This window comes from Streptomyces blastmyceticus (assembly GCF_039521185.1).
Lineage (GTDB): Bacteria > Actinomycetota > Actinomycetes > Streptomycetales > Streptomycetaceae > Streptomyces > Streptomyces blastmyceticus.
Genome location: NZ_BAAABW010000025.1, coordinates 1 through 26,011 on the forward strand (window position 1 = coordinate 1; position 26,011 = coordinate 26,011).

A 26,011-nucleotide genomic window follows, 5' to 3' on the forward strand; every position below is an offset into this window, starting at 1 on the left:
CCGTCCGGCGTTTGAGGACCGGGGTCTGGGGCGGAGCCCCAGTTTCGGGAAGGGGCGGGATAGGGGAAACAACCCGCCGGGCCGCACCCGACCGGGGTCCGGGGCGGAGCCCCGGCCGCAGCGGCGGGGCAAGGGGAACAAAGCCCCCAAGCGCTAGCGGTAGTCCGCCGCCGGCGCCCGCTTTCCCCCGAACACCACATCCCTGAAGTACGCGAAGCAATCCGGCCGAGACCCATCCGCGTCAGTGAACCCGTACGCCCGAGCCAGCTCACCACTCGACAGCGAAGCCCCGTTCCACCGCCCCCTGTCCGGGTCCGCCGCGAGATGCGCGACCGCGCGGCCGATGAACGCCGGCGACTCCGCGATCGCGAAGTGCGGGTCCTTGGACACCGCGCCGCGCCACGTCTCCTCCGTCACCCCGAAGTGGTCGAGCATCTCCTCGGACCGCAGGAAGCCGGGGGTGAGCGAGACCGCGGTCCCGCCGTGGTCCTTGAGCTCCTCCGCGAGGCCGCGCGCCATCCGGATCGGGCCGTACTTCGCGAGGTCGAAGAAGAGGTTCCCGCGGTAGGCGGCGTTGAACTCGTCCGTGCCGTCGGTGATCTCCACGACCAGTCCCCCGGGCCGCCGGATCAGCAGCGGCAGCGCGTAGTGGCTGGTGATCGCGTGCGTCTCCAGGGAGAGCCGCAGCATGCGCAGGCCCTTGGCGAGATCCACCTCCCAGACCTTGGTGTCGAACTCCAGCAGGTGGTCGCCGCCCCAGACGTCGTTGACGAGCACGTCGAGCCGCCCCCGCTCCCGGTCGATCCGCTCGACGAGCGCCCTGACCTGGTCCGGCTCCAGATGGTCGGTGGGCACGGCGATGCCGGTGCCGCCCGCTGCCGTCACCAGCTCGGCGGTCTCCTCGATGGTCTCCGCCCGCCCGACCTCGCTGCGGTGCTCGCGCGTGGTGCGGCCGGTCGCGTAGACGGTCGCGCCTGCCTCGCCGAGTGCCACGGCCATGGCCCGGCCCGCCCCTCGCGTCGCGCCCGCGACCAGGGCGACCTTGCCCACCAGCGGTCCGCTCGCCGTGCTCCGAGTGTTCACGTTGCGGTGTCCCTTCGTCGTACCGATGTCCTGCCGGTCGTTGCGTGGGCGACCCTGCCACCGAATCCGGACACCTCCTGTCGTGATTCGCGAGATCCCCTTCGGGCGACGCGCCGGTAACGACACGGCCGCATCCGGTCCGCTCCACGTGCGGCGCCCGGTGCTTGGCCCGATGCTGGTGCCGTGATGGACGAGACGGAGTTCTGGGAACTGATCGACGCCACGCGCGAGGCCGCCGAGGGCGACGCCGAGGACCAGGCCGACCTGCTGGTCGAGCGGCTGATGCAGCTCGACCCGGACGTCGTCGTGGACTTCGCCCGGCACTTCGAGGCGCGCTACAACCGCTCCTACCTGTGGGACCTGTGGGGCGCCGCGTCCGTGCTGCTGAACGGCGCGAGCGACGACGCGTTCGACTACTTCCGCTGCTGGCTCATCGGCCAGGGCCGGGAGGTCTTCGAGGGCGGCATACACGACCCCGACCACCTCGCGGAGCTCCTGGAGGACTTCGACGACGAGGTGGACGGCGACGGGGAGGACCTGGGCTACGCGGCCGACGAGGCGTACGAGCAGCTGACCGGCGCCGAGACGCCGGACCTCGGCCTGCCCGCCCCGCCGCGCGAACCCCTCGGCACGCCCTTCGACCTGGAGGACGAGTCCGCCCTGGCCGAACGCTTCCCCAGACTGTGGTCCCGCTTCAGGGATCAGTGAGAGGCCCGACAGGATAGGCACATGCGGATCGCGATCACCGGCTCGACCGGTCTCATCGGCACGGCACTCGTACGCTCCCTCACCGCGGACGGCCACCACGTCGTACGCCTCGTCCGCCGCCCGCCCCGCACCCCGGACGAGGTGGAGTGGGACCCCCGGCGGCAGTGGGTGGACACGGACGGGCTCGCCGGGTGCGAGGGCGTGGTGCACCTGGCGGGGGCGGGCGTGGGCGACCACCGCTGGACGGCCGCCTACAAGAAGACGATCCGCGACAGCCGCGTGCTGGGCACCGCCGCCCTCGCCGAGGCCCTCGCCTCCCTCGACACCCCGCCGCGCGTGCTGGTCAGCGGCAGCGCGATCGGCATCTACGGCGACACCGGCGACCGGGAGACCGACGAGAGCACCCCTCCCGGCCACGGCTTCCTCGCCGACGTCTGCCAGGAGTGGGAGGAGGCGGCCGGGCCCGCGGCGGAAGCCGGCGTACGGACCGTGTTCGCGCGCACCGGGCTCGTGGTGGCGCGCGGCGGCGGCGCCTGGGCCAAGCTCTTCCCGCTGTTCCGGCTGGGCCTGGGCGGGCGGCTGGGCAGCGGCAGCCAGTACTGGAGCTTCATCGCCCTGCACGACCACGTCGCCGCCCTGCGCCACCTCCTGGACACCGGGACGCTGTCCGGGCCGGTGAACCTGACCGCGCCCCGGCCGGTCACCAACCGGGAGGTGACGGCGGTCATGGGGCGCGTGCTGCACCGGCCGACGCTCTGCACCGCCCCCGCGCCCGCGCTCAGGCTGGCGCTGGGCGAGATGGCGGGTGACGTGCTGGCGAGCCAGCGCGTGCTGCCGCGGCGGCTGCTGGACTCCGGCTTCTCCTTCGCGTTCCCCGACGTCGAAAGCGCCGTACGCGCGGCGCTGACCGACACACGCTGAACACGGCCCCGGCACGGCCCTCCAGGACGTGCTACCGCCGTGCGACCGTGCTCTGTCCGTGCGCGACTGTTGTTGACCGAATTTCTCTCTACGGTCGAGGCAAATCGCGCATTGCCGCTGCCCGTTGAGGGCATCAGGCCCCAGAGCGAGCGGACCGACCCCAGGAGGGCACGTGCTCAGCAGCGCACGCGACACCGCACACGACGCCGACGTCGTCATCGTGGGAGCCGGCCTCGCCGGGCTCTCCGCGGCGCACCGGCTCACCGCCGCCGGGGTAACGGTCACCGTCCTGGAGGCCGCCCCTTACGTCGGTGGACGGATGACGACCGGCCAGATCGACGGGTTCCGGCTGGACCGCACGGCACAGCTGCTCAACACCGCCTTCCCCGAACTGCTCCGCACCCCGGGCCTGGACGCGCTCACCCTGCGCCCCTTCGCCCCCGGGGTCCTGGTCCACGCCGACGGGCGCAACCAGCGCACCGGCGAACCCGGCCACACCAAGCGCGCGTTCACCACGGCCCGCGCCCTCGCGACCGCCGCCCGCGCCTCCCGCGTCGGCGGCCTCGACCAGGCCCGGCTGGGCACCGCCCTGGCCCGGCTGGCCGCCCTGCCCGCCCACCGGGTCCTCGCCCGCCCCGACCGGCCCACCGCCGACACCCTCGCGGGGCGCGGCCTGCCGTCCCGCACGGTCGAGGGCTTCCTGCGCCCCCTGCTGGCGTCGCTGCTGTGCGACCCGGACCTCACGACCTCCAGCCGCTGCGCCGACCTGGTGCTGCGCGGCTACGCCCGCGGCCGCCTCTGTCTGCCCGAGGGCGGCGCGGACACCGTCCCCGAGCTGCTCGCCGCGCTGCTGCCGCCCGGCACGGTCCGTACGGGCGTCCGCGCCGAGGCCGCCTGCACCACCTCCGTCGACACGGCCGGGCACGGCGGGTTCCGCTGCCGCTCGGTGGTGGTGGCCACGGGCGCCCGGGCCGCGGCGGAGCTGATCCCGGGCCTGCGGATGCCGGGGTTCCACCCGGTGACGGTGCTGCACCACACCACCGTGGACCCACCGCTGCGCGAGGCATCGCTGATCATCGCCGGAGGGCGGCGCGGACCCGTCGCGCACACCATGGTGGCCAGCGAGGTCGACCCCACCCGGGCGCCCGCGGGCCGGGCGCTGATCACCTCGACGGTGCTCGGGGCCGCGGCCGGGCTGCCCACCGCGGAGCTGGACCGCGCGGCCCGCGCCCAACTCGCCCGGGTCTACGGCACGTCCACCACCGACTGGCAGCTGCTGGCCGCCCACCACGACGCCGACGCGGTCCCGGCCATGCCGGCCCCGCACGACGTGCGCCGCCCGGTCCGCCTGCTGTCCGGCCTCTACGTCTGCGGCGACCACCGCGACACGAGCACAGTCCAGGGCGCGCTCTTCTCGGGCCGCCGCGCCGCGCTGGCGGTCCTCCGCGACCTGGGCATCCGCGCGCCCCAGGACACGGACGAACTCCAGGCGGCGTAAGGCCTCTTGGGGCGGGCGGGGGCAGGACCCCAGCCCGCCCCCGGCCCGCTCACAGCATCGCGACCTTCTCCCGGTACCCGCGGACGGCCGCCGCGTCGCGGTACGGCTCCAGCCGGCGCTCGAAGTCGCGGACGTACTCCAGGGCCCGCACCGACCGCATCTCGGCCGCCTGCGCCGCCGCCTCCGCGCCCAGCGCACACGCCTGCTCCAGCTCGCCAAGCCCCAGCCGCGCCGTGGCCAGCACCACCCGGCAGAAGAGCCGGCTGCGGGCGTACGCCGCGCTCCGCAGCTGCAGGGACCGCTCCGCGTGCTGCGCCGCGGCCCGGTACTGCTGGAGGTCGCGGTGGCAGTGCCCGAACTCGTCCGCCAGCTGCGCCTCGTCGAAGAACCGGGCCCAGTACGGCACCTCGTCGCCGGGCCGGGCGCTCTCCAGCGCCCGCTCCGCCCGCGCGAGCGACGCCGAGCAGGCCCGCACCTCGCCGAGCACCCCGTGCCCGCGGGCCTCGACCGCGTGCAGCAGCGACTGCACCACGGACGGCGCGCCCGAGCCCACGCCCTGCTGCGCCACCCGGGCCAGCTGCACCGCCTCCCGGCCGTGCCCGAGATAGACCGCCTGCCTGCTCATGGTCACGAGCACATAGCTGCCGTACGGCCGGTCCCCCGCCGCCTGGGCGAGCCGCAGCGCCTGCACGAAATAGCGCTGCGCCAGGCCGTGGGCGGCGATGTCGTACGACGTCCACCCGGCGAGCCGGGTGAGGTCGGCGACGGCGCCGAAGAGCCGCCGCCCGGCCGCCTCGCCGTAGGTGCCGCGGAGCATCGGCTCGGCCTCGTGCTCCAGATAGCGCACCAGGGCCTGCCGGGCGTGCCCGCCGCCGTACGCGTGGTCGAGCGTCCGGAAGAGCTCGCCGACCGAGCGCAGCGCCGCGATGTCGCCCATCGAGACCCGGCCGCCGGGCCCGCGCTCGGCGTGCCGCTGGCGCGGCGGCAGCCCGCGGGCCTGCGCGGGCACCCGGGCGCCGCCGTCCGTGACGGGCACGGGGGCCGCGCCGCGGGCCACGCGCTCGTCGGCCCGGCCGATCAGCCAGTCCCGGCTCGGCACCACCAGCCCCGCCGGGGTGAAGGCGATCTTCCGTAGCTCGGTGTGGCTCCCGGAGTCCTTGCGCCAGAGACCGCTGACGATGTCAATGGCCTCTTCCGGGGAGGCGGCGAATTCCAGCCCGGCGTACACCGGCGCACACGCGTCGAGCCCGAGATCCTGCGCGGACAGCCGTCGGCCCAGCCGCCGGGTGAAGACCTCGGCGATCAGCGCCGGTGTCGTGCCGCGCGGCTGCTGGCCACGCAGCCACCGGGTGACCGAGGTCTTGTCGTAGCGCAGGTCGAGGCCGTGCTCCAGCCCTAACTGATCGACGCGCCGAGCCAGCCCTGCGTTGGAGAAGCCAGCCTCCGCGATCAGCGCGGCGAGCTGACGATTGGGGATGCGCTGCGGGGGTCGTTCCGTCATCAGCCTGCCGGTCTCCCTGATCGCGTTGTGGAACGGCGCGAACTTAGCGGCCGCGCAACGCCCCGATCGCCGCCTTCGCCCCGCATTCATCCGATCGTGTGAGGACAGATCAAATACGCATGGAAGGCGCTCCCGGTGCCCAGGGGGCCGGTCCGCCGCCGACCGGCCGCCTGCGGCGGTGCCGGCGGTCCGCCGTACAGTGGCAAGGGCGTGAGTGACAGCGTGCGGAACGGCCGTGAGACGGCGTGGGACGCACGGGGAGCACCCACCCGTGCACTGCAAGGTTCGAAAAGGTTCGAAGAGGAGCTGCCGTGAGTGAGCTGCGCTTTGTCCACCTGGGCTTCGGGGCGGACGCCGTCGAGTATCAGGAGGCGTGGCAGGAGCAGCGGCGGGTGCACGCGGCCAGGTTCGCGGACGAGGTCCCGGACACCTGTCTGCTGTTGGAGCACCCGGCGGTCTACACCGCGGGACGGCGCACGGAGGACAGCGAGCGCCCCCTGGACGGCACCCCCGTCGTCGACGTCGACCGCGGCGGGAAGATCACCTGGCACGGCCCGGGCCAGCTGGTCGGCTATCCGATCCTCAAGCTGCCCCGCCCGGTGGACGTCATAGCCCACGTGCGCCGCCTGGAGGAGGCGCTGATCCGCGCCTGCGCGGATTTCGGACTGGAGACCACCCGGGTCGAGGGCCGCAGCGGCGTGTGGGTGCTGGGCGACGCCCGGGAGGCGGAGCCGGCGGCCGGCGGGCTGGAGCTGGACTTCGACCCGCGGCTCGCGGACGAGGAGTTCGACCCGCGGCTCAACGGCCCGGAGTACGCCCCGTCCAACGCCGGGCAGCGCGGCGAGGACCGCAAGCTCGCGGCGATCGGCATCCGGATCGCCAAGGGCGTGACCATGCACGGCTTCGCGCTGAACTGTGACCCGGACAACACCTGGTTCGACCGGATCGTGCCCTGTGGCATCCGGGACGCGGGAGTGACCTCGCTCTCCAATGAGCTGGGGCGCCGGGTGCCCGTGAGCGAGGTGGTGCCCGTGGTGGAGAAGCGGCTGCGGGAGGTCCTGGAGGCGGCGGAGCCGCTGCCGAGGGCCGTCTAGCGGCTCCCCCGGGACGGCCCGGCGGCACGGGGGAATGGCCCCCACCGGCCGCGGGTTGTCCCACCCGTAACCCACACGCGCACCCCATACGCGTAAACACGTACGAATTAACGGGCGTACCCTGGTGTCCGCCGAAGAATCGAAGCCATAGGGAGCCGGACGTGTCCGCTGTCGCACCCGACGGACGCAAGATGCTGCGCTTGGAGGTCCGGAACGCCCAGACCCCCATCGAGCGCAAGCCCGAGTGGATCAAGACCCGGGCGAAGATGGGCCCCGAGTACACCAAGATGCAGAACCTCGTGAAGAGCGAGGGCCTGCACACCGTGTGCCAGGAGGCCGGCTGTCCGAACATCTACGAATGCTGGGAGGATCGCGAGGCGACCTTCCTCATCGGTGGCGACCAGTGCACCCGGCGCTGTGACTTCTGCCAGATCGACACGGGCAAGCCGCAGGCGCTGGACCTCGACGAGCCGCGCCGCGTGGGCGAGTCCGTCGTCACGATGGACCTGAACTACGCCACCATCACCGGCGTCGCGCGCGACGACCTGGCGGACGGCGGCGCCTGGCTCTACGCGGAGACGGTCCGGCAGATCCACGCGATGACGGCGGAGCGCGAGGGCGGCCACACCAAGGTCGAGCTGCTGATCCCCGACTTCAACGCGGTGCCCGAGCAGCTGGCCGAGGTCTTCTCCTCCCGCCCCGAGGTGCTCGCCCACAACGTCGAGACCGTGCCGCGCATCTTCAAGCGCATCCGCCCCGGCTTCCGCTACGAGCGCTCCCTGGAGGTCATCACCAAGGCGCGCGAGGCCGGTCTGGTCACCAAGTCCAACCTGATCCTGGGCATGGGCGAGACCCGCGAGGAGGTCAGCGAGGCGCTGCGCGACCTGCACGAGGCGGGCTGCGAGCTGATCACCATCACCCAGTACCTGCGTCCCACCCCGCGCCACCACCCCGTCGAGCGCTGGGTGAAGCCGCAGGAGTTCGTGGAGCTCAAGGACGAGGCCGACGCGATCGGCTACTCCGGTGTGATGTCCGGGCCGCTGGTCCGCTCCTCGTACCGCGCGGGCCGGCTCTTCCAGCAGGCGATGGACCGGCGCGCCGCCGCCCCCTCGGCGCAGGCGGTCTGAGCGACCCGCCCCGCAGCACCCCGACGCGGCCGGTACCCGCCCACCCGAAAGGGGGCACGGTATCGGCCGCGTCAACGTTTCATAGGTGTTTGACCAACTGGTCATCCATTGGTAACACCGTTCAGTGACGATGGGAGTACGCACCGCAGCAGTGCTCCCGCACTCCGCACCGCCAGCCCCCCGCTGCTCAGTCATCCCATTCCGCTTCCGAGGGGACCATGACATGCAGGCCGCGCCGGTACGCGCCTCTTCCGCTCCGCCCTCCGCACTGCCCGCCACCCTCTCCGTGAGGCCACCGTCCGTCACGGGGGCCCTGCGCGCCCTGGAGGGGCTGCTGATGCGCGGTGGTCAGCGCACCGCCCGCCGGAACGCCTGGACCGCGGTGCTGGAGGACCGCCGCCGGGCCAAGGCCCGGCGCGAGGCGCAGCACCTGCTGGAGGCCGTGGCCACCCCGGGTCCGCAGGCCACGTAAACTTCGCCTTATGGCGAGGAAGGAAACATCCGAGAACCCCGGGCGACTGAAGCAGATCGCCCTGACCTACAAGATGACCAAGAAGGTCGACTCGAAGGTCGGTCTTGTCGTCGCGGCTGTGGGCATCGTCACCTTCGGTGTGCTCCTCGCCATCGGCTTCTGGATCGGCCACCCGGTCTACCTGGGCATCCTGGGCTTCCTGCTGGCCTTCCTCGCGATGGCGATCGTCTTCGGACGCCGGGCCGAGCACGCCGCCTTCGGGCAGCTCGAAGGTCAGCCGGGCGCCGCTGCCGCGGTCCTGGAGAACGTCGGCCGTGGCTGGACCACGACGCCCGCGGTCGCGATGAACCGCAACCAGGACGTCGTGCACCGCGCCGTCGGCAAGGCGGGCATCGTGCTCGTCGGCGAGGGCAACCCCAACCGGGTCAAGGGCCTGCTGGCGGCCGAGAAGAAGCGCATGGCGCGCATCGTGGCGGACGTCCCGGTGCACGACATCCTGGTGGGCGACGGCGAGGGCCAGGTGCCCATCAAGAAGCTGCGCACGACGCTGCTCAAGCTCCCCCGGGTCCTGCCCGGCGCCCAGGTGACGGTCGTCAACGACCGACTGCGGGCGCTCGGCGACCTGCTCAGCAACATGCCCATCCCGAAGGGGCCGATGCCGAAGGGCACACGGATGCCGAAGGGCCGCTGAGGCGCCCGTAGGACCCCCGATACGACACGAAGGCGGGGCGGAACCGAGAGGTTCCGCCCCGCCTTCGTTCGTTGTCGTACGCCCTGTGTGCCGCTCTCCTCAGATACGGACCTGGACGGCCCGGGCGAAGCGGTCGTGCAGGCCGCGGCCGTCGCGGTCCCAGACGATCGCCGGGATGACGATCACGAGGAGCACGCTGCGCAGCAGGACCTTCGGGAGCGTGAGCCGGCCGCCGTCCTCACCGATCACGCGCAGCCCCAGGAGACGCTTGCCCGGGGTGCAGCCGATCGTACCGACGGTGAGCACACTGAGTACGAAGAAGATCAGCAGGGCCCAGTTGCTCGTGTGTTGGGCCTTGCCGTCCGCCAGGAAGGCGTAGGCGACGAGCATGCACAGCGCCCAGTCGATGAAGATTGCCGCGATGCGCCGCCCGGGCCGTGCGATCGAGCCCGGTCCGCTCTCCGGCAGTCCGAGGCGCTCGCCCCGGTACCCGAAGTCGACGCCCATCTCCTCGGCGGCCGCGCGCGGTCCGGAGAGCCATGAGCCCATTGCTTGCCTGTTGTCCACCTGACCACGGTACTGCGACCGCATACGTTCGCTTCCGTCCGGGTCCGGTATTCGCCGTTTCGACCCCGCTTCGAGCCGTGTTCCGGTTAACCTCGGCGAAACAAATGGGTCATGCTTGGGAAATCCCGTCTCTCTAGGGTCGGCTCAGCGCGGCGCTGCATATGGACCCGCATATGAACGTGCACGAAACCGCATGGGCCGCGCCACCGAAGCAACCCCGACCGCTCGCGGCCGGGCTAGGAGGAGTTGGATGTTCCAGAACGGCGACGACGCCAAGAAGTTCATCAAGGACGAGGACGTCAAGTTCGTCGATGTCCGCTTCTGCGACCTGCCCGGCGTGATGCAGCACTTCACGATCCCGGCGAAGGCGTTCGACCCGGCCGAGGAGCTCGCCTTCGACGGTTCCTCGATCCGCGGGTTCCAGGCCATCCACGAGTCCGACATGGCGCTCCGCGCGGACCTGTCGACGGCGCGCCTCGACCCCTTCCGCCGCGACAAGACGCTCAACATCAACTTCTTCATCCACGACCCGATCACGGGCGAGCAGTACAGCCGCGACCCGCGCAACATCGCCAAGAAGGCCGAGGCCTACCTCGCCTCCACCGGCATCGCGGACACCGCGTACTTCGGCCCGGAGGCCGAGTTCTACGTCTTCGACAGCGTCCGCTTCGAGACCAGCGCGAACCAGTCCTTCTACCACATCGACTCCGAGGCCGGCGCCTGGAACACCGGTGCGGTCGAGAACAACCGTGGCTACAAGGTCCGTTACAAGGGCGGCTACTTCCCGGCCCCGCCGGTCGACCACTTCGCCGACCTGCGTGCCGAGATCTCCCTGGAGCTGGAGAACTCCGGCCTCCAGGTCGAGCGCCAGCACCACGAGGTCGGCACGGCCGGCCAGGCGGAGATCAACTACAAGTTCAACACGCTGCTCGCCGCGGCCGACGACCTGATGCTCTTCAAGTACATCGTGAAGAACGTCGCCTGGCGCAACGGCAAGACCGCGACCTTCATGCCGAAGCCGATCTTCGGTGACAACGGCTCGGGCATGCACGTCCACCAGTCGCTGTGGCAGGGCGGCGTCCCGCTCTTCTACGACGAGCAGGGCTACGCGGGCCTCTCCGACACCGCCCGCTACTACATCGGCGGCATCCTCAAGCACGCCCCGTCGCTGCTGGCCTTCACCAACCCGACGGTGAACTCCTACCACCGCCTGGTCCCCGGCTTCGAGGCCCCGGTCAACCTGGTCTACTCGCAGCGCAACCGCTCCGCCGCGATGCGCATCCCGATCACGGGCTCCAACCCGAAGGCCAAGCGCGTCGAGTTCCGCGCCCCGGACCCGTCCTCGAACCCGTACCTCGCCTTCTCGGCCCTCCTCCTGGCCGGCCTCGACGGCGTGAAGAACAAGATCGAGCCCGCCGAGCCGATCGACAAGGACCTCTACGAGCTCGCCCCCGACGAGCACGCGGGCGTCCCCCAGGTCCCCACCTCCCTCCCGGCGGTCCTGGAGGCCCTCGAGGCCGACAACGAATACCTCCAGGCCGGCGGCGTCTTCACCTCCGACCTGATCGAGACCTGGATCGACTACAAGCGCACCCAGGAAATCGCCCCGATCCAGCTGCGGCCGCACCCGCACGAGTTCGAGATGTACTTCGACCTCTAGATCGCGCGGTTCGTTCGGCTGAGCCCCGCCGCTGCCTCATGGGCAGCGGCGGGGCTCAGCCGTTGTTTAACCTGGGACGATGCCCGCACCCTCCGCTCCGCCCCTCCGCTTCCGGGATCCCGGACACGACAAGTACCACTTCGCCTGTACCGACAGGGTGCTCGTACGCTGCCCGAAGTGCGAGCGGCAGGCGCAGGTCGTCCCGGTGCCCCGCGACGCCGACAGCGCGACGCCCCGGTGGCCCGCGGAGCGGCGGCTCGTGTGCCGCCACTGCGGGCTGTCCCGGAAGCGGGACGAGCAGACGATGACCTTCCGCTGGTACGGCGATCCCGAGATGAGCGACCCTTATTTCCAGGTGCCGCTGTGGCTCCGGACGCGGACCCGGCACGGCCTCCTGTGGGCGTACAACGCCGAACACCTCGACCTGCTGCGGCAGTACGTGCAGGCGACACTGCGCGAGCACGACCCCTGGCACGAGCCCTGGCGCAAGATGGGACTCATCGGCCGCCTCCCGGCATGGATCAAGCAGGCGAAGAACCGCGACGAGGTGCTGCGCGGGCTGGACCGCATGCGGGCGTCGCTCACGGGCTGAGCGAGAGCCGAGCCCGTCAGGTCCCCTTGCCTCCACGAGAGGCAAGGGGACCCGTGCGTCGTGGGTCAGCCCGCGCTCGGGTGGATGAGGGAGCGGACCAGGCTGCATGTGGTGTCGGATGGGACGTGGACGCCTATCTGGGTCGCGGCCACGCGGATTCGGCGGTTGTCGGCGCGGTCCTGGGTGTGGACGCCCGAGTGGAGCAGGGCGATGGCGAGGCGCATGGCCTTCAGGCGGCGGTTGTGCGTCTCGTACCACTCGCGTGGCCGGCCCGCGGGCAGGCGCTTCTTCGGCAGGGTCGGGAGACTGGGCAGGTTCGGGTGAGGTGGTGCGGCTATGGCCATCGACATCCTCCTGACGCGTGTGTGAGCCCTCGCTCAACACCCCCTATTTTACTGCCGGGCACTGACAATCGGCCCAGGTCAGACCGCACTTGAGGGGTCTCGCGATACGGTGGCGGGCATGGAGATCTGGATCAATCCCGCCTGTTCGAAATGCCGTGGCGCGCTGTCGCTGCTCGACGCGGAAGGGGCCGACTACACCGTCCGCCGCTACCTGGAGGACGTACCGGGCGCCGAGGAGATCCGCGCCGTGCTCGGCCGGCTCGGGCTGGAGCCGTGGGACATCACGCGGACGCAGGAGGCGGAGGCCAAGGAGCTCGGGCTGAAGGACTGGCCGCGGGACGCGGAGGCGCGGGAGCGCTGGATCGCGGCGCTCGCCGGGCATCCGAAGCTGATCCAGCGGCCGATCATCACGGCGGACGACGGATCGGCGGTGGTGGCCCGCACGGACGAGGCGGTACGAGTGGCTCTGTCCAGGTCCACTCCCTGACCGCCGAGGCCCAGCGCTTTCGACTTCTTCCGTAAGCGATTCGATCACCTGGGGGCTAACCGGAAGTAACCCTTTCTGATTTGATGTTGACGGCCCGTCTGATTCGTCCCTCACCCCCCAGGGAGATGCAGTGCCGCACATCAAGCCCGTGAAGTCCGCAAGAATCGTCTCCGCATTCGCCACGGCGCTCGCCGCGGTGGCGGTGTCCACGGCAATGCCGCAGTCGGCTCGGGCCGCAGCGCCCGCCGACGGCTCGGTGCCGGAGCTGAAGGTGCTGACGTACAACACCTTCTTGATGAGCAAGAACCTCTATCCGAACTGGGGTCAGGACCACCGGGCCAAGGCGATAGCCGCCGCCGATTTCTTCCAGGGCAACGATGTCGTCGTGCTCCAGGAGGCATTCGACAACAGTTCCTCGGACGCCCTCAAGGTCAATGCGGCCGGGCAGTACCCGTACCAGACGCCGGTCGTCGGGCGGAGCAAGGACGGCTGGGACGCGACGGGCGGGAATTACTCCTCCACCACGCCGGAGGACGGCGGCGTGACCGTGCTCAGCAAATGGCCGATCGTCCACAAGGAGCAGGTGATCTACCAGGACGCGTGCGGCTCGGACTGGTGGTCCAACAAGGGCTTCGCCTATGTGGTGTTGAATGTGAACGGCACCAAGGTGCACCTCGTCGGCACCCACACGCAGTCCACCGACAGCGGCTGCAAGGCGGGCGAGGCGGTGGCGGACCGCGCCAAGCAGTTCCGGCAGACCGACGCCTTTCTGGACGCGAAGAAAATCCCGGCGAACGAGCAGGTCATGCTCGCCGGTGACCTGAATGTGGACTCGCACGGCACGGAATACGCGTCGATGCTCGCCAACGCCGATCTCGCGCCCGCGGCGGCCCGCACCGGCCACCCGTACTCCTTCGACACCAAGGAGAACTCCATCGCGTCCTATCGCTATCCGACGGACGGCCGGGAGGATCTCGACTACGTGCTGCACCGCAACGGCCACGTACGGCCGGACAACTGGCGGAACACGGTGGTCAAGGAGCGGTCCGCGCCGTGGACGGTCTCCAGCTGGGGCAAGGAGTACACGTACACCAACCTCTCGGACCACTATCCGCTGATCGCCGGGAACGGGTGAGCCGCGCGACGGCGGGCCCGGTGCGGGACTTCTCCCGCGCCACCCCGCCGTCGCCGGGATGTCAGTGGGGGGTGACAAGATTCCTCCATGCGGGCCGCTGATCGCGAGCGGTCCCCGGAGCGAGGGGGAACCATGCTGCCCATCACCGTGAACACCGAGCCCGGCGAGGTCCGTTCGGGGATCGACGCCGAGGAGCTGGCCCGCCTGATCGGCCGGCTGGGCGCGGACGGTGACCGCTTCGTGGTGGTCGAGCGAATAGCCGACGGGCGCGAGGGCGACCACTACATCCAGACGTGGCACGAGGGCGACGGGCCGTACGAGGTGGAGTACCGCGACGGCTCGGCGGAGCGGCACTTCGGGGTGCGGATGGCGGACGCGGAGGAGGTCGTGGCCGTCTTCGTGGCGTGGGCGCGCGGCGCGGAGGGCTGGGCGGACGGCTATGACTGGGAGCCGGTCGAGCTGGAGGCGGAGCCGGAGGTGATGGAGCCCGAGGTGATGGAGCACTGAGCCTTCGGCGCGGAGCGCCGGGCGTGCGAGCCTCGCGGGGCCTCCCAGTGGGGCTCGCAGCGGGGGCTCCGCCCCGGGCCGCGGCCTTCACGGTGCCCGCGCCGCGTTCGGAACGCGGCAACAACCTGCGGTAACCCCTGCTCTCCCGTCGCGGGTCATGCTTCAATAGGCGCATGGCCAGCTTCCAGAACACCGCGACGGGTCGCAGCGACCTCGAGCCCTTCTGGCCTTCCCGCCAGCACCACGACTTCGACCGAGTGTGTTGCCGCGCGACTTCCGCGCAGGCCCACTCCCCTCGCTGACCCCCACGTCGAAGTCAGCCGCCGGTCACCGGTACCGGCCAACGGCCCGCGCAACGCACGTCCCTCGACGGTCTCCCGCGCGAAAGAGCTGAGCTCTCCATGACGAACCTCCGTACCCTCGCCGCGCCCGCCCCGGCATCCTCGGGCACCCCCACCGCCGCCCATGGCGCGCACCGGCACCGACTGCGGGCCGTGGCCCCCGACGAGGTGCCGCCGGTCGCCGAGCTGCTGCACTCCGGTGCGGCGACCTGGCTGCCCGCGCCCCAGCACACCGTGCCCACGCTCCCCGGCCAGCCGCCGATGATCGGGTATCTCGTGCTCGTGCCGGCGGAGCAGCCCGCCCCCGAGGCCGCTGCGGCCACCACCCGGGGGGATGCTCTGGTGAGCATCGACCCCGAGCAGCGGATCGCCCGGATCGCGGGCAAGCCGCTGGATCTGACCTACCTGGAGTTCGAGCTGCTGGCCCATCTCGTCGCGCACCCCCACCGGGTGCACACGCGCGACCAGTTGGTGACCACGGTGTGGGGCTACGGTCACGTGGGCGACGGCCGCACGGTCGATGTCCACGTCGCCCGGCTGCGCCGCAAGATGGGCGCGGAGCACCGCGCGTCCATCGTGACCGTGCGTCGCGTGGGCTATAAGTACGCGCCTCCCGCCGGCTACTGAGCAGCGCCCCTCGGACCGTCCCCGAAAAGGGATCGTCCGAGGTCAGGGGGGTTAGGTACACCATGGCCGGGGTGGTGACCCCAGTGACCGGGCGGGTGTGCGTGCGCAGACTAGAGTCAGTTCGGGGCCGAGCCACGGTCCCGGGATGACGCGCACGGGGGACACCGGAATGAAGATCGTCAACGCTCTGCTGGCCGCGGCTCGGGGGCTGTGGCTGACGGTCTTCGGGTTGGTGATGTCGACGCTGCTCTTCGCGTTCACGCTGATATCCCTGGTGCTGATGATGCTGGGGATCGGTTTCTTCACCACCCCGGTCGTCCTGTCGGCCGTGCGGTCCCACGCCGACCAGCGGCGCCGCCAGGCCGAAGCGTGGTCGGGGGTGCGCATTCCGGCTCCGTACCGCAAGCTGCCCGCGCGGCGCGGCGGGTTCGCGGGGCAGGTGGAGCACTGCCTCACCCTGCTCAAGGACAAGGCGACGTGGCGCGATGTGCAGTGGCTGTTCGTCGACCTGTCGGCGGGCGCGGTGCTCGCGCTGCTGCCCGCGACGCTGATCGTCTATGTCTTCTGGGGCCTGGTGCTGGCCCTCGGTGTGTGGAAGCCGATCGTCCGGGTCAATGACGTGCAGTGGTTCGCGTTCGTGCCCGTCACCGACCAGTTCACCGCCAATCTGGCGGCGGCCACCGGCCTCGCGTTCGGCGTGCTCGGGATCTTCGTCAACCAGTACCTCCTGCGGGCGCACTTCCTGCTCGCCAAGCAGCTGTTGCAGCCGACCCGGGAGCGCGAGCTCGCGCTGCGCGTCGAGCACCTCACCGATACCCGGCACGACGCGGTGGACAGCTCCGCCGCCGAGCTGCGCCGCATCGAGCGCGACCTGCACGACGGCGCGCAGGCCCGGCTGGTGGCGATGGGGATGAGCCTGGGCACGATCGAGGCGCTGATCGAGCAGGACCCCGCCCAGGCCAAGCGGCTGCTGGCCACGGCCCGCGCCGACTCCGCCGAGGCCCTGGCCGAGCTGCGCGACCTCGTCCGCGGCATCCACCCGCCCGTGCTCGCCGAGCGCGGTCTCGGTGACGCCCTGCGCGCCCTCGCGCTGCGGATGCCGCTGCCCGTCGAGGTGGAGGTCCAGCTGCCGGGCCGGGCCGAGGAGCCGGTCGAGTCGGCCGCGTACTTCGCGGTCAGCGAGGTGCTCACCAACGCCGCCAAGCACTCCCGCGCCCGGCGGGTCTGGCTCGACGTGCGCCATGCCGAGGGGGCGCTGCGGATCTCCGTCACCGACAACGGCCGCGGCGGCGCGGCGCCGTCCTCCGGCGGGCGGGGCGAGGCGGGCGGCACCGGTCTCCTCGGCATCGAGCGCCGCCTCGGCGCCTTCGACGGCGTCCTGGCCGTCAGCAGCCCGGCGGGCGGGCCCACCATGGTCACGATGGAGATCCCCTGCATCCTCCGCTGACGCTCCGTCACCATCCCATGGAGTTCCCCTTGCGCGTAGTGCTCGCCGAAGACCTGTTCCTGCTGCGGGACGGCCTGGTCCGGATGCTGGAGGCATTCGGCTTCGAGATCGCCGCGGCGGTGGAGAGCGGTCCCGAGCTCACCCGGGCGCTCGCCGAGCTGAATCCCGACGTGGCGGTCGTGGACGTACGGCTGCCGCCGTCGTTCACCGACGAGGGCCTGCAGTGCGCGCTGGCCGCCCGCCGGCACACGCCGGGGCTGCCGGTGCTGGTCCTGTCCCAGCACGTGGAGCAGCTGTACGCGCGGGAGCTGCTCGCCGACGGCACCGGGGGCATCGGGTATCTGCTGAAGGACCGGGTGTTCGACGCGGCGCAGTTCGTCGACGCCGTACGGCGGGTGGCGGCGGGCGGCACCGCGATGGATCCGCAGGTGATCTCGCAGCTGCTGACCCGGCGGTCGCAGGACACGCCGATGGGGCGGCTCACGCCGCGCGAGCGGGAGGTGATCGAGCTGATGGCCCAGGGGCGGTCGAACGCCGCGATCGCCGCGCAGTTGCAGATCACGGAGCGGGCCGTCACCAAGCACACGTCGAACATCTTCGCGAAGCTCGGCCTTCCGCCGTCGGACGACGACAACCGGCGGGTGCTCGCCGTACTGGCGTACCTCGACCGCGGCTGAGGTCGTCCGCCGTCCGCGGGCCTTCGGCCGCCGTTGCTCCCCCTGATGGCCCCCGCTAGCGTGCGCCTCGCACGTGTGCGTTGTCGCGTACCGCACAGTGGGGAGCGCCATGACCGAGCTGCCGAGGCCGTCGCCGTCGAGACGCGCGGTGCTGGGGGCCGTCGGAGCGATCGGCGCGGGAGCCGCCCTCGGTGCCTCCCCCGCGGCCGCCTCCGCGTCCCGGCGCCCCGCCCCCTTCGATCCCTCACCCGCCCACGCCGCGCTGGGGCGCCTGCTGCCCGACCACGCGCGGCAGTTCCTGCTGACCCCGCTGCCGCCGGGCCAGGACCGCTTCGAGGTCACCGGAACGGCCGGCCGGATCGAGGTGGCGGGCACGAGCCCTGCGGTGCTGCTGACCGGTGTGCACTGGTATCTGAAGTACGTGTGCGGGGCCCACATCACCTGGAGCGCCCGCCACCTCGACCTCCCGGCCGCCCTCCCCGCGCCGGGCGCCCCGCTGCGGCGCGCGACCGCGCTCCCGCACCGCTTCGCGCTCAACGACACCAATGACGGCTACACCTTCCCGTACGCCGACTGGCCGTACTGGGAGCGGATGATCGACATCCTCGCCCTGCACGGCTGCAACGAGGTCCTGGTGATCGCCGGGCACGAGGCGGTCCACCACCGCACCCTGCTGGACTGCGGGTACGACGACGCCGAGGCGCGCGCCTGGCTGCCCGCGCCCTCCCACCAGCCGTGGTGGCTGCTGCAGAACCTGAGCGGGTACGGCGGCCCCCTCTCCCCCGCGCTGATCGCCGGGCGCGCCGCGCTGGGCAGGCGGATCTGCGACCGGCTGCGCGAGCTGGGCATGGCGCCCGTCCTGCCGGGCTACTACGGCTGTGTGCCCGACGGCTTCGCCGAGCGGAATCCCGGCGCCCGCGTCGTCCCCCAGGGCGTGTGGCACGGCTTCGAGCGCCCCGACTGGCTCGATCCGCGCACCGGCGCCTTCGCCCGCACAGCGGCCTCCTTCTACCGGCACCAGCGCGAACTGTTCGGCGAGGCCGCGCACTTCAAGATGGACCTGCTGCACGAGGGGGGCACGGCGGGCGGGGTCCCCGTCGCGGCCGCCGCCCGGAGCGTCGAACGGGCGCTGCGCGCCGCGCACCCGGAGGCGACCTGGGTGATCCTCGGCTGGGAGAACAACCCGCTCCCCGAGTTGCTCGCCGCCGTCGACCGCGAGCGGATGCTGATCGTCGACGGCATCTCCGACCGCTTCGAGGGGATCACCGACCGGGAGAAGGACTGGGGCGGCACCCCGTACGCCTTCGGCAGCATCCCGAACTTCGGCGGGCGCACGACGCTGGGCGCGAAGACCCATGTGTGGGAGGAGAAGTTCTTCGCGTGGCGGGACAAACCAGGCAGCGCCCTGGCCGGCACCGCGTATCTGCCGGAGGCCGCCGACCGCGACCCGGCCGCCTTCGAGCACTTCTCGGAGCTGGCGTGGCGGGAGACGGCGCCGGACCGGGCGCAGTGGTTCGGCGCGTACGCCGACTTCCGCTACGGCCGCAAGGACGCCGCGGCGCGGGAGGCGTGGGCGGCGCTGCGCGACACCGCGTACCGGCAGCACGCGCCCGAGCGCAGCGACCCGCACGACAGCCTCTTCGCCGCCCGCCCGGACCTCGCCACCGACCGGGCCGGGGAGTACGCGCCGAACGCCCTGTCCTACGACCCGGCCCGCTTCGACGCGGCGCTCAGCGCCCTGCTGGCGGTCGGCGCGGATCTGCGGGACCGCGACACCTACCGCTACGACCTGGCCGACGTCGCCCGCCAGGCGCTCGCGCACCGCAGCAGGCAGCTCCTGCCCGAGCTCCGCGCCGCCCACGACCGCCGGGACCTGACCGCCTTCCGGGCGCTCGCGGCGCTGTGGCTGAAGCTGATGGGCCTGGCCGACGACGTCGCGGGCACGCACCGGGCGTTCCTGCTGGGGCCCTGGGACGCCGCCGCGCGCGCCATGGCCACGGAGCCGGAGGAGGCCGACGAGCTGGTGCGCACGGGGCGGGCGCTGCTGACCATATGGGGCGGCCGGGCGACCTCCGACGGTGGGAAGCTGCACGACTACGCCAACCGCGACTGGCACGGCCTGATGGGCGGCTTCTATCTGCCGCGCTGGCGGCGGTGGCTGGAGGAGCTGGAGGACGCGCTGCGCGAGGGGCGGCCGCCGCGGGCCGTGGACTGGTTCGCGGTGGAGGAGCCGTGGACGCGGGACGGCACGGCGCACCCGCTGCGGCCGGTGGCCGACGCCCACCGCACGGCCGTACGCGTACGCGACACGCTGGCCGCCGCCCCGTACCAGGGCGCGCTGACCACCGCCGTGCGCCCGGCCGCCGTGCCGCCGGGCGGCACCGCCACGGTCACCGTCACCCTCACCAATGTGAACGGACTGCGGGCCACCGGACGCGTCGACCTCGCCGTGACGGGCCTCAAGGCCGCGGCACAGGGCCCCACTTCGCTGCCCGGCCTGGCCCCCGGCGGCACGGGCACGGCCCGCTGGCGCGTCACCGCGCCCGCCGCGCCGCTCGACCGCCCGCTGCGCCGGCTGCCGTACGAGGCGGGCGCGCTCTACGGCCCGCGGGGCGAGCAGCGGGTGCGGAGCGTACGGAGCGACGCGCTGTTCCTGGCCGGGCCGCTCGCCGCCGGGTGGCGCACGGTCGACGACAACGCCGCCGTCTTCGGCCAGCTGGGCACCGACCGCTTCGCGATCGACGGCTCCGGCGCCGACCTGTGGAAGGGCACGGAGCAGTTCGGGGCTCTCTACCGCGAGGGCGCGCTGACGGCGGGCGGCACCGCGACCGTGCGGGTCGACGGCCAGACGGACACGGGCGGTTGGGCGCGTACGGGCATCATCGCGCGCAACGGCCTCGCGGCGCGGTCGCCGGGGGCGGTGAACCTCGCGGTGACGCCGGGGCAGGGGGTGGTGCTGTCGTACGACGCGCGTGGTTCCGGGGCGTTCGACACGTACCGGCGCGTCACGGGGGTACGGGCCCCGGTGATGCTCCGGCTCGGCCGGATCGCCCCGGACGTCTTCCGGGGGGAGTGTTCCTCGGACGGCGGCGGGACGTGGCGGGTGGTCGCGGAGGTACGGGTGCCGGGCACGGCCACGGCGCAGGACGTGGGCCTGTTCCTGACGGCGGGCAACGACGGCAGCGGCGCGCGGGGCCTGGCGGAGTTCAGCGGGTGGCGGCTGGCCTGAGCGGTCCCCTCCCGCCCGGGAAAGGCCACCGCGCGCGGACGGTCACGGCGGGCATGAGGCAGGCTGGGCGGGGTGCGGGCGCGCCCTCGGCTACCGTTCGGCACAATAACGGTAGAAATCCGACAAGGAGAGACGCGCCCATGCCGCAGTTCGACGCCTCTACGATCATTAATCTTCGCGACCTCGGCGGCATCGCGCTCGCCGGCAATTCGGCCGTCCGCCCCGGTCTGCTGCTGCGCTCCGGCCAGCTCGACCGGCTCGACCCGGAGCTCGACCCCTCGGTCGCCGCCCTCGGCATCCACACGGTCGTGGACCTGCGCACCGAGCACGAGCGGCACGAGCGCCCCGACCAGGTGCCCGAGGGTGCCCGGCTGATCGTCGCGGACGTGATGGCCGCCGGCATGTCGGGCGCCGAGCGCGTGCCCGCCAAGCTCGACTCGGTGCTCGGCAACCCCGCGGTCGCGGAGGAGCACCTGGGCAACGGCAAGGCCGAGAAGCTGCTCTGCGACGCCTACCGCGCCTTCGTGACCTCCGAGTCCGCCTGCGACGCGTACCGCCTCCTGCTGTCGGCGCTCGCCGAACCGGACTGCGGCCCGCTCCTCTTCCACTGCACGGCGGGCAAGGACCGCACGGGCTGGGCGGCCACCGTCATCCTGCTGCTCCTCGGCGCGGACGAGGCCACCGTGCGGGAGGAGTACCTCTCGGTCAACCCGGCCGTGCGGGCCGCTTTCGCACCGATCATCGACCGCTTCACGGCGGCGGGCGGCGACCCGGAGATCGCCGACGCGATCCTCGGGGTGCGGCCCGCGTATCTGGCGGCGGCGCTGGAGGAGATGGAGCGGGCGTACGGCGGGGTGGAGGCGTACGTGCGCGACGGGCTCGGCATCCCGGACGAGGCGGTCGACCGCATCCGCGCCCGTTGCGTGGCGTGAACACCGGGCCATGACCTCCGGACCCACCGGTCACTGCTGTCACGTATGACCCCACGGGTCACTCCCGTCGCCGGGCGGGGGTGAGGTGACCATCTCACGATTCACTCGTTCTACGGATCGTGGAGCAGCAAGCGACAGCCCCCCGGCCCCTTCCGCCCGTCGACGTCGAGCAGGCGGAGGCCGCGCTCATCGAGCACTACCCGCGTCTCGTACGGCTCGGGTATCTGGTGCTGCCGCCCGCCCTGGGCCGCAACCGCCGTGTGCTCACCGCGCACGCCCTCGTCCAGCGCGCCCTGCCCCGCAACAGGGTCACCACGACGGAGCTCACCGGGCTGGCCGTGCCCGCCCCGCGCGGCGGCGCCGGATCCCCGGCCGACCCGGGCTACGCGTATGTACGGCAGCGGGTGCTGCGGGCCGCGCTGGAGGCGGGGCGGCCGCGCGGGCGGTGGCAGCTGCCGAAGCCGGGCCAGCTCCCCCCGCTGCTGCCGCAGGTGTGGGGCCTGCGGCTCTTCCCCCGCTCGGGCGGCGCCGACGAACTCGCCCTGGACCAGGCGCTAGCCGCCCTCTCCGGACCCGGCCGGGCCGCGTATGTGCTGCGCGTCCTGGAGCTGCCGTCCGACAGTGACGTGCGGCAGGTGCTCAAGGCCGCCGGGGTCGAGGATCCGGCGGCGGCGGTCGTCGAGGCGTCGGGCCTGCGCACGCCCGCCGGGAGCCGGGACGCGTCGCTGCTGGAGTCGATGGAGTTCGACCCGTGCTCCCTCCAGGCCCGGCCGACGGACCTGATGCGCCGCCGCCAGCACGCCCGGGCGGCCCTCGCGGCCGCCGCCGCGGCCGCCGTGTGCGGGACGCTGCTGGTGCTGCCCGGCAGCGGCTGGGGCCCGGACGGCGCGGCCGCTCCCCCGTACGCGCAGAACGCCGCGGCCCAACAGGCACTGGATCCCGCCAAGTTGACCCGCGCGAGCACCGGGACCTGGAAGCGCGCGGACCGCTCCGGCTTCGCGGTCTGGCCCGCCCGCGGCGACCGCACCGACGACCAGGAGCTGCTGCGCCGGGCCCTCGCCGTCTGGGCGCGGCCGGGGAGCAGCGTGCGCGTGACGTCCACGCCTGGCACCGCCACCGGGCCCGCGGCGGGCCCCCCGCAGCTGCTGTACGCGGGCGAGGTCGGCCAGGCAACGGTCGTGGTGTTCCACGACGGGCTGCGGCTGGTGCGCTACGCGGAGGCCAAGAACGGCGACACCGGCGGCGCGGCCCTCGACTTCGCCCGCGCGGACGCCGCGGACGGGGATTCCGCGACCGCCGTCGTGGTCGGCCGGGCCGACGGCAACGTCCGCTATCTGACGGCCCCTTGGGTGAGCGAGGTCGCGGTGCGCGACCTCCTCAAGCCCGGTGAGAGCGCGCAGCCCCTGCGCACGGCCGCGGACGGGGTGACCGACCCGACGATCAGCCCGGCGCCGACGAACGACTGCCGCAGCTGGCCGGCGCTCCAGATGGGCGGCCGCCTGGTGACCGACCTCGGCGAGCTGACCCCGGCCCGGCTCACCGTCGGCGCCCCCGACGGGCAGCACGACGTCACCGGCCCCGCGGCCCGCGCCGACTGGGCGCACACCGCCTGCCACCTGCAGACCATGCGGTCGCAGGGCGTGCGCTCGGTGAACTCCTGGACCTTCGCGACCCAGCCGCTGCCCGGTGGCGCGGCGGGCAGCGCGGAGTGGCTGTGCACCCGGGCCGAGACCTGGCGGGGCGCGGGGAGCCGGGTGCTGGCGCTGTTCCAGCCGCCGGGGGCCCGGCCGGGCGCGGCGAGCCCGCCGGTCGCCCGCGCCGAGGACTCCCCCGCGTGCGGGGCCCACGACCCGCACGCCCTGGCGGGCGTCCTGTGGAAGTCGCCCGCCGGGAACTGGTACGCGCTCGCGGCGGGCAGCGACGACGTGGAGTCGATCGCCGCGACCGGCGCGGTGCAGGCGACCGCCTCCGGCCGACTGCTGGCCGTACCGGCGAAGCCCGGCGCCCGGAGCGCGCTCACCGCGCGCCTGACGGACGGGAAGAAGCTGACCGCCATCCATTGACTGCTCCCCCAGCGTGAGCCGGGGGATTCCTGGCTCACGCCGCCTGGCGGACCGGCGGCCCGTCAGGTCTTCCGCGATCAGCGCCAGCCGGGTCCAGACCAGCCCGGACGAGCATCACGCGTGCGGAGTTCTTGTCCCTGGGCGAGACGGCTCCGCACGCGGTGCAGGTGTAGGTACGTTCCGACAGCGGCAGTGCGTGCTTGGTTCTCGCTTCGCAACGTCCGCAGTCCATGGTGGTGTGCGCAGGATGCACGAGGTAGAGGTCCCGGCCGTGCTTGCGCGCCATGTTGATCAGCTCGTGCTTGGTGGCCGAGATCGCCGCATCGGCGGCCTTGCGGGCCATGGTGGACTTCGCGAGGAACTTCGGCCGGAAGTCCTCTACCGCAAGCCGACCGAAGTCCGAGACGACGCGCTTTGCCCATTTGCGGGCGGTGTCCTGCCGCTGCCGGGCAATCTTCTTGTGCACCTTCGCAGCCTGCCGCTTCGCCTTGCGATATCGCTTCGATGCGGCCTGGCCGCGCCCGGGCTTCCTGCGGGCCATCATCCGCTGGTACCGGGCGAGCTTGTCGGCGGCCTTCTTCCCGTGCCCGGCATGCGGGAGGTCGTGACCGTCGCTGGTGGTGGTCGCGGTCTCCTTCACGCCCCAGTCGATACCGATACACCGGTCGGACGCGGGAAATGGCTGGGCTCCGGCTCTGACGACGAACGAGGCATACCAGTGACCCAGACTGTCGCAGTAGATGCGCACACTGGACGGATCGGCGGGAAGGCCCCGCGACCACACCACCGTCAAGACGATGCCCCCGGCCAGGTGCAGACGCCCGTCCTTGAGACGGAATCCGCGCCGGGTGTAGTTCAGCGTCGGCTCCGCCAGATCCTTCTTCTTGAACCTGGGCATCCCCGCCCGCCGCCTGACCGACAGCCGCGCCTTGATGTCCTTGAGGGCTTTGGCGCGGGACTTGGCGAAGTCCCGGATGATCTGCTGCTGCGGCACCGAACAACCAACCCGCAGCCACTCATGCCCGGTACGCCAACCGGTCAGCATCCTGTCCAGCCGCGCCGGGCCGCACTTCTCCCCGGCCTTGTGCGCGGCACGGGATTCGGCGACGCACTGGTTCCACACCCAGCGACACCGGCCCCATTCGGATGTCAGCGCAGCGAGCGCAGCAGACGACAGACGAAGCCGGTAGGTGTACCGGGCGTGCCCGGCATCCCCGGCTTCATATGGTGTCGTCACGGTGTCAGCATAGCGGGCATGGATCACGTACGCCTCACACTCCGAATCCCCGAAGAACTCCACAACTAGCTGAATACCCAGGCCCGTTAAGACCGGCGGTCCCTCAACTCACAGATCTTCCACCTACTGGAGGTCACCCGCCGCACTCCCCCAGTGAACGCCGATTCACCCGGTGGTAAATCGGCTATCCCCGCCCCGCTGTGCGAGAAGCCAGACTCCTCCCCGGCCTGAACGCCAGAGCGTCCTCCGGTACGGGGTGACAGGCCAGCCCCCCCCAGGGGGCAACGACCCTCGCCCGCCCGGGTTCTGAGCGTGCCCGGGGCCCCTGCGGGCTGGCATTAGTATGACCGCCATGACGAACGGGGTACGGCGCAGGATGGCGGTCGAGCAGCGACGCGAGCAACTGATCGCGGTCGCCCTCGACCTGTTCGGCCATCGCCGCCCTGACGACGTCTCCATCGACGAGATCGCAACGGCGGCCGGGATATCCCGGCCGCTCGTCTATCACTACTTCCCCGGCAAGCAGAGCCTGTACGAGGCGGCGCTGCGGCGGGCGGCGGACGAGCTCGCGGCGCTCTTCGACGAGCCGCGCGAAGGCCCGCTGGGCGAGCGGCTCTCGCGCGTGATGCGGCGGTTCTTCGACTTCGTCGAGGAGCACGGCACGGGTTTCTCCGCCCTGATGCGCGGCGGTCCGGCTGCGGGAAGCAGCCGGACCTGCGCCGTGATCGACGGGGTGCGGCAGGCGGCGTACGAGGAGGTGCTCCACCACCTCGGCGTGCAGTCGCCGTCCCCTCGCCTCGAACTCGCCGTCCGCTCCTGGATCTCCCTGACGGAGACGACGGCCCTGCTCTGGCTCGACGGCCGCCGGATCCCGCGCGCCGAGCTGGAACGCCAGCTGGTCCACGACTTCGCCGCACTCACCGCGGTGAGCGCGGCCTACGACGAGGAGATGGCGGAGGTCCTGCGCCGCCTGCTCGCCGACGAGTCGGACCGGGGCCCGTTCCTGGATCTGATCACGCGCCTCGCGGTGCTGACGCCCCAGCCGCAGCCACAGCCGTCCTGACGGTCCGG

Annotated in this window: 24 protein-coding genes; 19 read left to right on the top strand and 5 right to left on the bottom strand. The window is 72.4% G+C overall.

What is annotated here, in order from left to right:
- Positions 1-153: 153 nt before the first annotated feature.
- Complete coding sequence (locus ABD269_RS22265) at positions 154-1,083, bottom strand: SDR family oxidoreductase (RefSeq protein WP_344120315.1); 930 nt, start codon at positions 1,081-1,083, stop codon at positions 154-156.
- 186 nt (positions 1,084-1,269) lie between these two features.
- On the opposite strand from ABD269_RS22265, the gene ABD269_RS22270 reads away from it, so the two are divergent.
- The 3 genes from ABD269_RS22270 (at position 1,270) to ABD269_RS22280 (ending at position 4,210) form a co-directional block, all read left to right on the top strand.
- Positions 1,270-1,791 (top strand): DUF4240 domain-containing protein, encoded by a 522-nt coding sequence (locus tag ABD269_RS22270; RefSeq protein ID WP_344120509.1) that lies wholly within the window; start codon positions 1,270-1,272, stop codon positions 1,789-1,791.
- Between the two features lie 21 nt (positions 1,792-1,812).
- A complete protein-coding gene (locus ABD269_RS22275; protein ID WP_344120317.1) occupies positions 1,813-2,712 on the top strand; it encodes a TIGR01777 family oxidoreductase in 900 nt (299 codons plus the stop codon).
- Between the two features lie 172 nt (positions 2,713-2,884).
- Positions 2,885-4,210, top strand: a complete 1,326-nt coding sequence (locus ABD269_RS22280; protein WP_344120319.1) for an NAD(P)/FAD-dependent oxidoreductase — start codon at positions 2,885-2,887, stop codon at positions 4,208-4,210.
- Positions 4,211-4,259: 49 nt separating this feature from the next.
- Here ABD269_RS22280 and ABD269_RS22285 read toward each other — a convergent pair whose 3' ends face one another.
- Entirely contained in the window at positions 4,260-5,711 is a 1,452-nt protein-coding gene (locus ABD269_RS22285; protein WP_301887881.1) for an NsdA family TPR-like regulatory protein, read from the bottom strand.
- Between the two features lie 311 nt (positions 5,712-6,022).
- Here ABD269_RS22285 and lipB point away from each other — a divergent pair, with 311 nt between their 5' ends.
- The 4 genes from lipB to ABD269_RS22305 all read left to right on the top strand — a co-directional run bounded on the left by lipB (position 6,023) and on the right by ABD269_RS22305 (position 9,095).
- On the top strand, positions 6,023-6,805 hold the full coding sequence (gene lipB, locus ABD269_RS22290) for a lipoyl(octanoyl) transferase LipB (RefSeq protein WP_301887880.1): 783 nt from the start codon (positions 6,023-6,025) through the stop codon (positions 6,803-6,805).
- Between the two features lie 161 nt (positions 6,806-6,966).
- The gene (gene lipA, locus ABD269_RS22295; protein ID WP_301887879.1) at positions 6,967-7,932 is read left to right on the top strand and encodes a lipoyl synthase; all 966 of its coding nucleotides are present in this window, start codon (positions 6,967-6,969) and stop codon (positions 7,930-7,932) included.
- Positions 7,933-8,155: 223 nt separating this feature from the next.
- The gene (locus ABD269_RS22300) at positions 8,156-8,404 is read left to right on the top strand and encodes an SCO2195 family GlnR-regulated protein (RefSeq protein WP_301887878.1); all 249 of its coding nucleotides are present in this window, start codon (positions 8,156-8,158) and stop codon (positions 8,402-8,404) included.
- A gap of 10 nt (positions 8,405-8,414) precedes the next feature.
- Entirely contained in the window at positions 8,415-9,095 is a 681-nt protein-coding gene (locus tag ABD269_RS22305; RefSeq protein WP_301887877.1) for a DUF4191 domain-containing protein, read from the top strand.
- A gap of 99 nt (positions 9,096-9,194) precedes the next feature.
- Here ABD269_RS22305 and ABD269_RS22310 read toward each other — a convergent pair whose 3' ends face one another.
- Complete coding sequence (locus tag ABD269_RS22310) at positions 9,195-9,662, bottom strand: RDD family protein (protein WP_344120324.1); 468 nt, start codon at positions 9,660-9,662, stop codon at positions 9,195-9,197.
- A gap of 250 nt (positions 9,663-9,912) precedes the next feature.
- On the opposite strand from ABD269_RS22310, the gene glnA reads away from it, so the two are divergent.
- Both glnA and ABD269_RS22320 read left to right on the top strand, forming a co-directional pair.
- Positions 9,913-11,322 (top strand): type I glutamate--ammonia ligase, encoded by a 1,410-nt coding sequence (gene glnA, locus ABD269_RS22315; RefSeq protein ID WP_116211339.1) that lies wholly within the window; start codon positions 9,913-9,915, stop codon positions 11,320-11,322.
- A gap of 79 nt (positions 11,323-11,401) precedes the next feature.
- The gene (locus ABD269_RS22320; RefSeq protein WP_344120327.1) at positions 11,402-11,914 is read left to right on the top strand and encodes a hypothetical protein; all 513 of its coding nucleotides are present in this window, start codon (positions 11,402-11,404) and stop codon (positions 11,912-11,914) included.
- A 65-nt stretch (positions 11,915-11,979) separates the two neighbouring features.
- Here the strand turns inward: ABD269_RS22320 and ABD269_RS22325 are convergent, their stop codons facing one another.
- A complete protein-coding gene (locus tag ABD269_RS22325) occupies positions 11,980-12,258 on the bottom strand; it encodes a hypothetical protein (protein WP_344120329.1) in 279 nt (92 codons plus the stop codon).
- Between the two features lie 118 nt (positions 12,259-12,376).
- On the opposite strand from ABD269_RS22325, the gene ABD269_RS22330 reads away from it, so the two are divergent.
- The 9 genes from ABD269_RS22330 (at position 12,377) to ABD269_RS22370 (ending at position 23,703) form a co-directional block, all read left to right on the top strand.
- Positions 12,377-12,745, top strand: a complete 369-nt coding sequence (locus tag ABD269_RS22330; RefSeq protein WP_344120331.1) for an arsenate reductase family protein — start codon at positions 12,377-12,379, stop codon at positions 12,743-12,745.
- A gap of 130 nt (positions 12,746-12,875) precedes the next feature.
- Entirely contained in the window at positions 12,876-13,880 is a 1,005-nt protein-coding gene (sph, locus tag ABD269_RS22335) for a sphingomyelin phosphodiesterase (protein ID WP_344120333.1), read from the top strand.
- A 132-nt stretch (positions 13,881-14,012) separates the two neighbouring features.
- Complete coding sequence (locus tag ABD269_RS22340; protein WP_344120335.1) at positions 14,013-14,387, top strand: hypothetical protein; 375 nt, start codon at positions 14,013-14,015, stop codon at positions 14,385-14,387.
- A 401-nt stretch (positions 14,388-14,788) separates the two neighbouring features.
- The gene (locus ABD269_RS22345; protein ID WP_301887868.1) at positions 14,789-15,355 is read left to right on the top strand and encodes a winged helix-turn-helix domain-containing protein; all 567 of its coding nucleotides are present in this window, start codon (positions 14,789-14,791) and stop codon (positions 15,353-15,355) included.
- A 145-nt stretch (positions 15,356-15,500) separates the two neighbouring features.
- The gene (locus tag ABD269_RS22350) at positions 15,501-16,802 is read left to right on the top strand and encodes a sensor histidine kinase (protein WP_425572956.1); all 1,302 of its coding nucleotides are present in this window, start codon (positions 15,501-15,503) and stop codon (positions 16,800-16,802) included.
- Between the two features lie 29 nt (positions 16,803-16,831).
- A complete protein-coding gene (locus ABD269_RS22355; protein WP_344120337.1) occupies positions 16,832-17,479 on the top strand; it encodes a LuxR C-terminal-related transcriptional regulator in 648 nt (215 codons plus the stop codon).
- Between the two features lie 109 nt (positions 17,480-17,588).
- Positions 17,589-20,708, top strand: a complete 3,120-nt coding sequence (locus tag ABD269_RS22360; RefSeq protein ID WP_344120339.1) for an alpha-N-acetylglucosaminidase — start codon at positions 17,589-17,591, stop codon at positions 20,706-20,708.
- 140 nt (positions 20,709-20,848) lie between these two features.
- Positions 20,849-21,640 carry a tyrosine-protein phosphatase gene (locus tag ABD269_RS22365; protein WP_301887864.1) on the top strand — a complete coding sequence of 264 codons (792 nt, stop codon included), beginning with the start codon at positions 20,849-20,851 and terminating at the stop codon, positions 21,638-21,640.
- Positions 21,641-21,759: 119 nt separating this feature from the next.
- A complete protein-coding gene (locus ABD269_RS22370) occupies positions 21,760-23,703 on the top strand; it encodes a hypothetical protein (RefSeq protein ID WP_425572957.1) in 1,944 nt (647 codons plus the stop codon).
- A gap of 34 nt (positions 23,704-23,737) precedes the next feature.
- On the opposite strand, the gene ABD269_RS22375 is transcribed toward ABD269_RS22370, so the two are convergent.
- On the bottom strand, positions 23,738-24,940 hold the full coding sequence (locus ABD269_RS22375; protein WP_344120342.1) for an RNA-guided endonuclease InsQ/TnpB family protein: 1,203 nt from the start codon (positions 24,938-24,940) through the stop codon (positions 23,738-23,740).
- Between the two features lie 352 nt (positions 24,941-25,292).
- On the opposite strand from ABD269_RS22375, the gene ABD269_RS22380 reads away from it, so the two are divergent.
- The gene (locus ABD269_RS22380; RefSeq protein ID WP_344120344.1) at positions 25,293-26,003 is read left to right on the top strand and encodes a TetR/AcrR family transcriptional regulator; all 711 of its coding nucleotides are present in this window, start codon (positions 25,293-25,295) and stop codon (positions 26,001-26,003) included.
- Positions 26,004-26,011: the final 8 nt, after the last annotated feature.

Excerpts from the sequence above, each read along its gene's own strand:
- ABD269_RS22270 (WP_344120509.1), top strand. The coding sequence starts at position 1,270 with ATGGACGAGACGGAGTTCTGGGAACTGATCGACGCCACGCGCGAGGCC.
- ABD269_RS22275 (WP_344120317.1), top strand. The coding sequence starts at position 1,813 with ATGCGGATCGCGATCACCGGCTCGACCGGTCTCATCGGCACGGCACTC.
- ABD269_RS22285 (WP_301887881.1), bottom strand. The coding sequence starts at position 5,711 with ATGACGGAACGACCCCCGCAGCGCATCCCCAATCGTCAGCTCGCCGCG.
- ABD269_RS22300 (WP_301887878.1), top strand. The coding sequence starts at position 8,156 with ATGCAGGCCGCGCCGGTACGCGCCTCTTCCGCTCCGCCCTCCGCACTG.
- ABD269_RS22305 (WP_301887877.1), top strand. The coding sequence starts at position 8,415 with ATGGCGAGGAAGGAAACATCCGAGAACCCCGGGCGACTGAAGCAGATC.
- glnA (WP_116211339.1), top strand. The coding sequence starts at position 9,913 with ATGTTCCAGAACGGCGACGACGCCAAGAAGTTCATCAAGGACGAGGAC.
- ABD269_RS22320 (WP_344120327.1), top strand. The coding sequence starts at position 11,402 with ATGCCCGCACCCTCCGCTCCGCCCCTCCGCTTCCGGGATCCCGGACAC.
- ABD269_RS22325 (WP_344120329.1), bottom strand. The coding sequence starts at position 12,258 with ATGGCCATAGCCGCACCACCTCACCCGAACCTGCCCAGTCTCCCGACC.
- ABD269_RS22330 (WP_344120331.1), top strand. The coding sequence starts at position 12,377 with ATGGAGATCTGGATCAATCCCGCCTGTTCGAAATGCCGTGGCGCGCTG.
- ABD269_RS22340 (WP_344120335.1), top strand. The coding sequence starts at position 14,013 with ATGCTGCCCATCACCGTGAACACCGAGCCCGGCGAGGTCCGTTCGGGG.
- ABD269_RS22345 (WP_301887868.1), top strand. The coding sequence starts at position 14,789 with ATGACGAACCTCCGTACCCTCGCCGCGCCCGCCCCGGCATCCTCGGGC.
- ABD269_RS22350 (WP_425572956.1), top strand. The coding sequence starts at position 15,501 with ATGACGCGCACGGGGGACACCGGAATGAAGATCGTCAACGCTCTGCTG.
- ABD269_RS22360 (WP_344120339.1), top strand. The coding sequence starts at position 17,589 with ATGACCGAGCTGCCGAGGCCGTCGCCGTCGAGACGCGCGGTGCTGGGG.
- ABD269_RS22365 (WP_301887864.1), top strand. The coding sequence starts at position 20,849 with ATGCCGCAGTTCGACGCCTCTACGATCATTAATCTTCGCGACCTCGGC.
- ABD269_RS22380 (WP_344120344.1), top strand. The coding sequence starts at position 25,293 with ATGACGAACGGGGTACGGCGCAGGATGGCGGTCGAGCAGCGACGCGAG.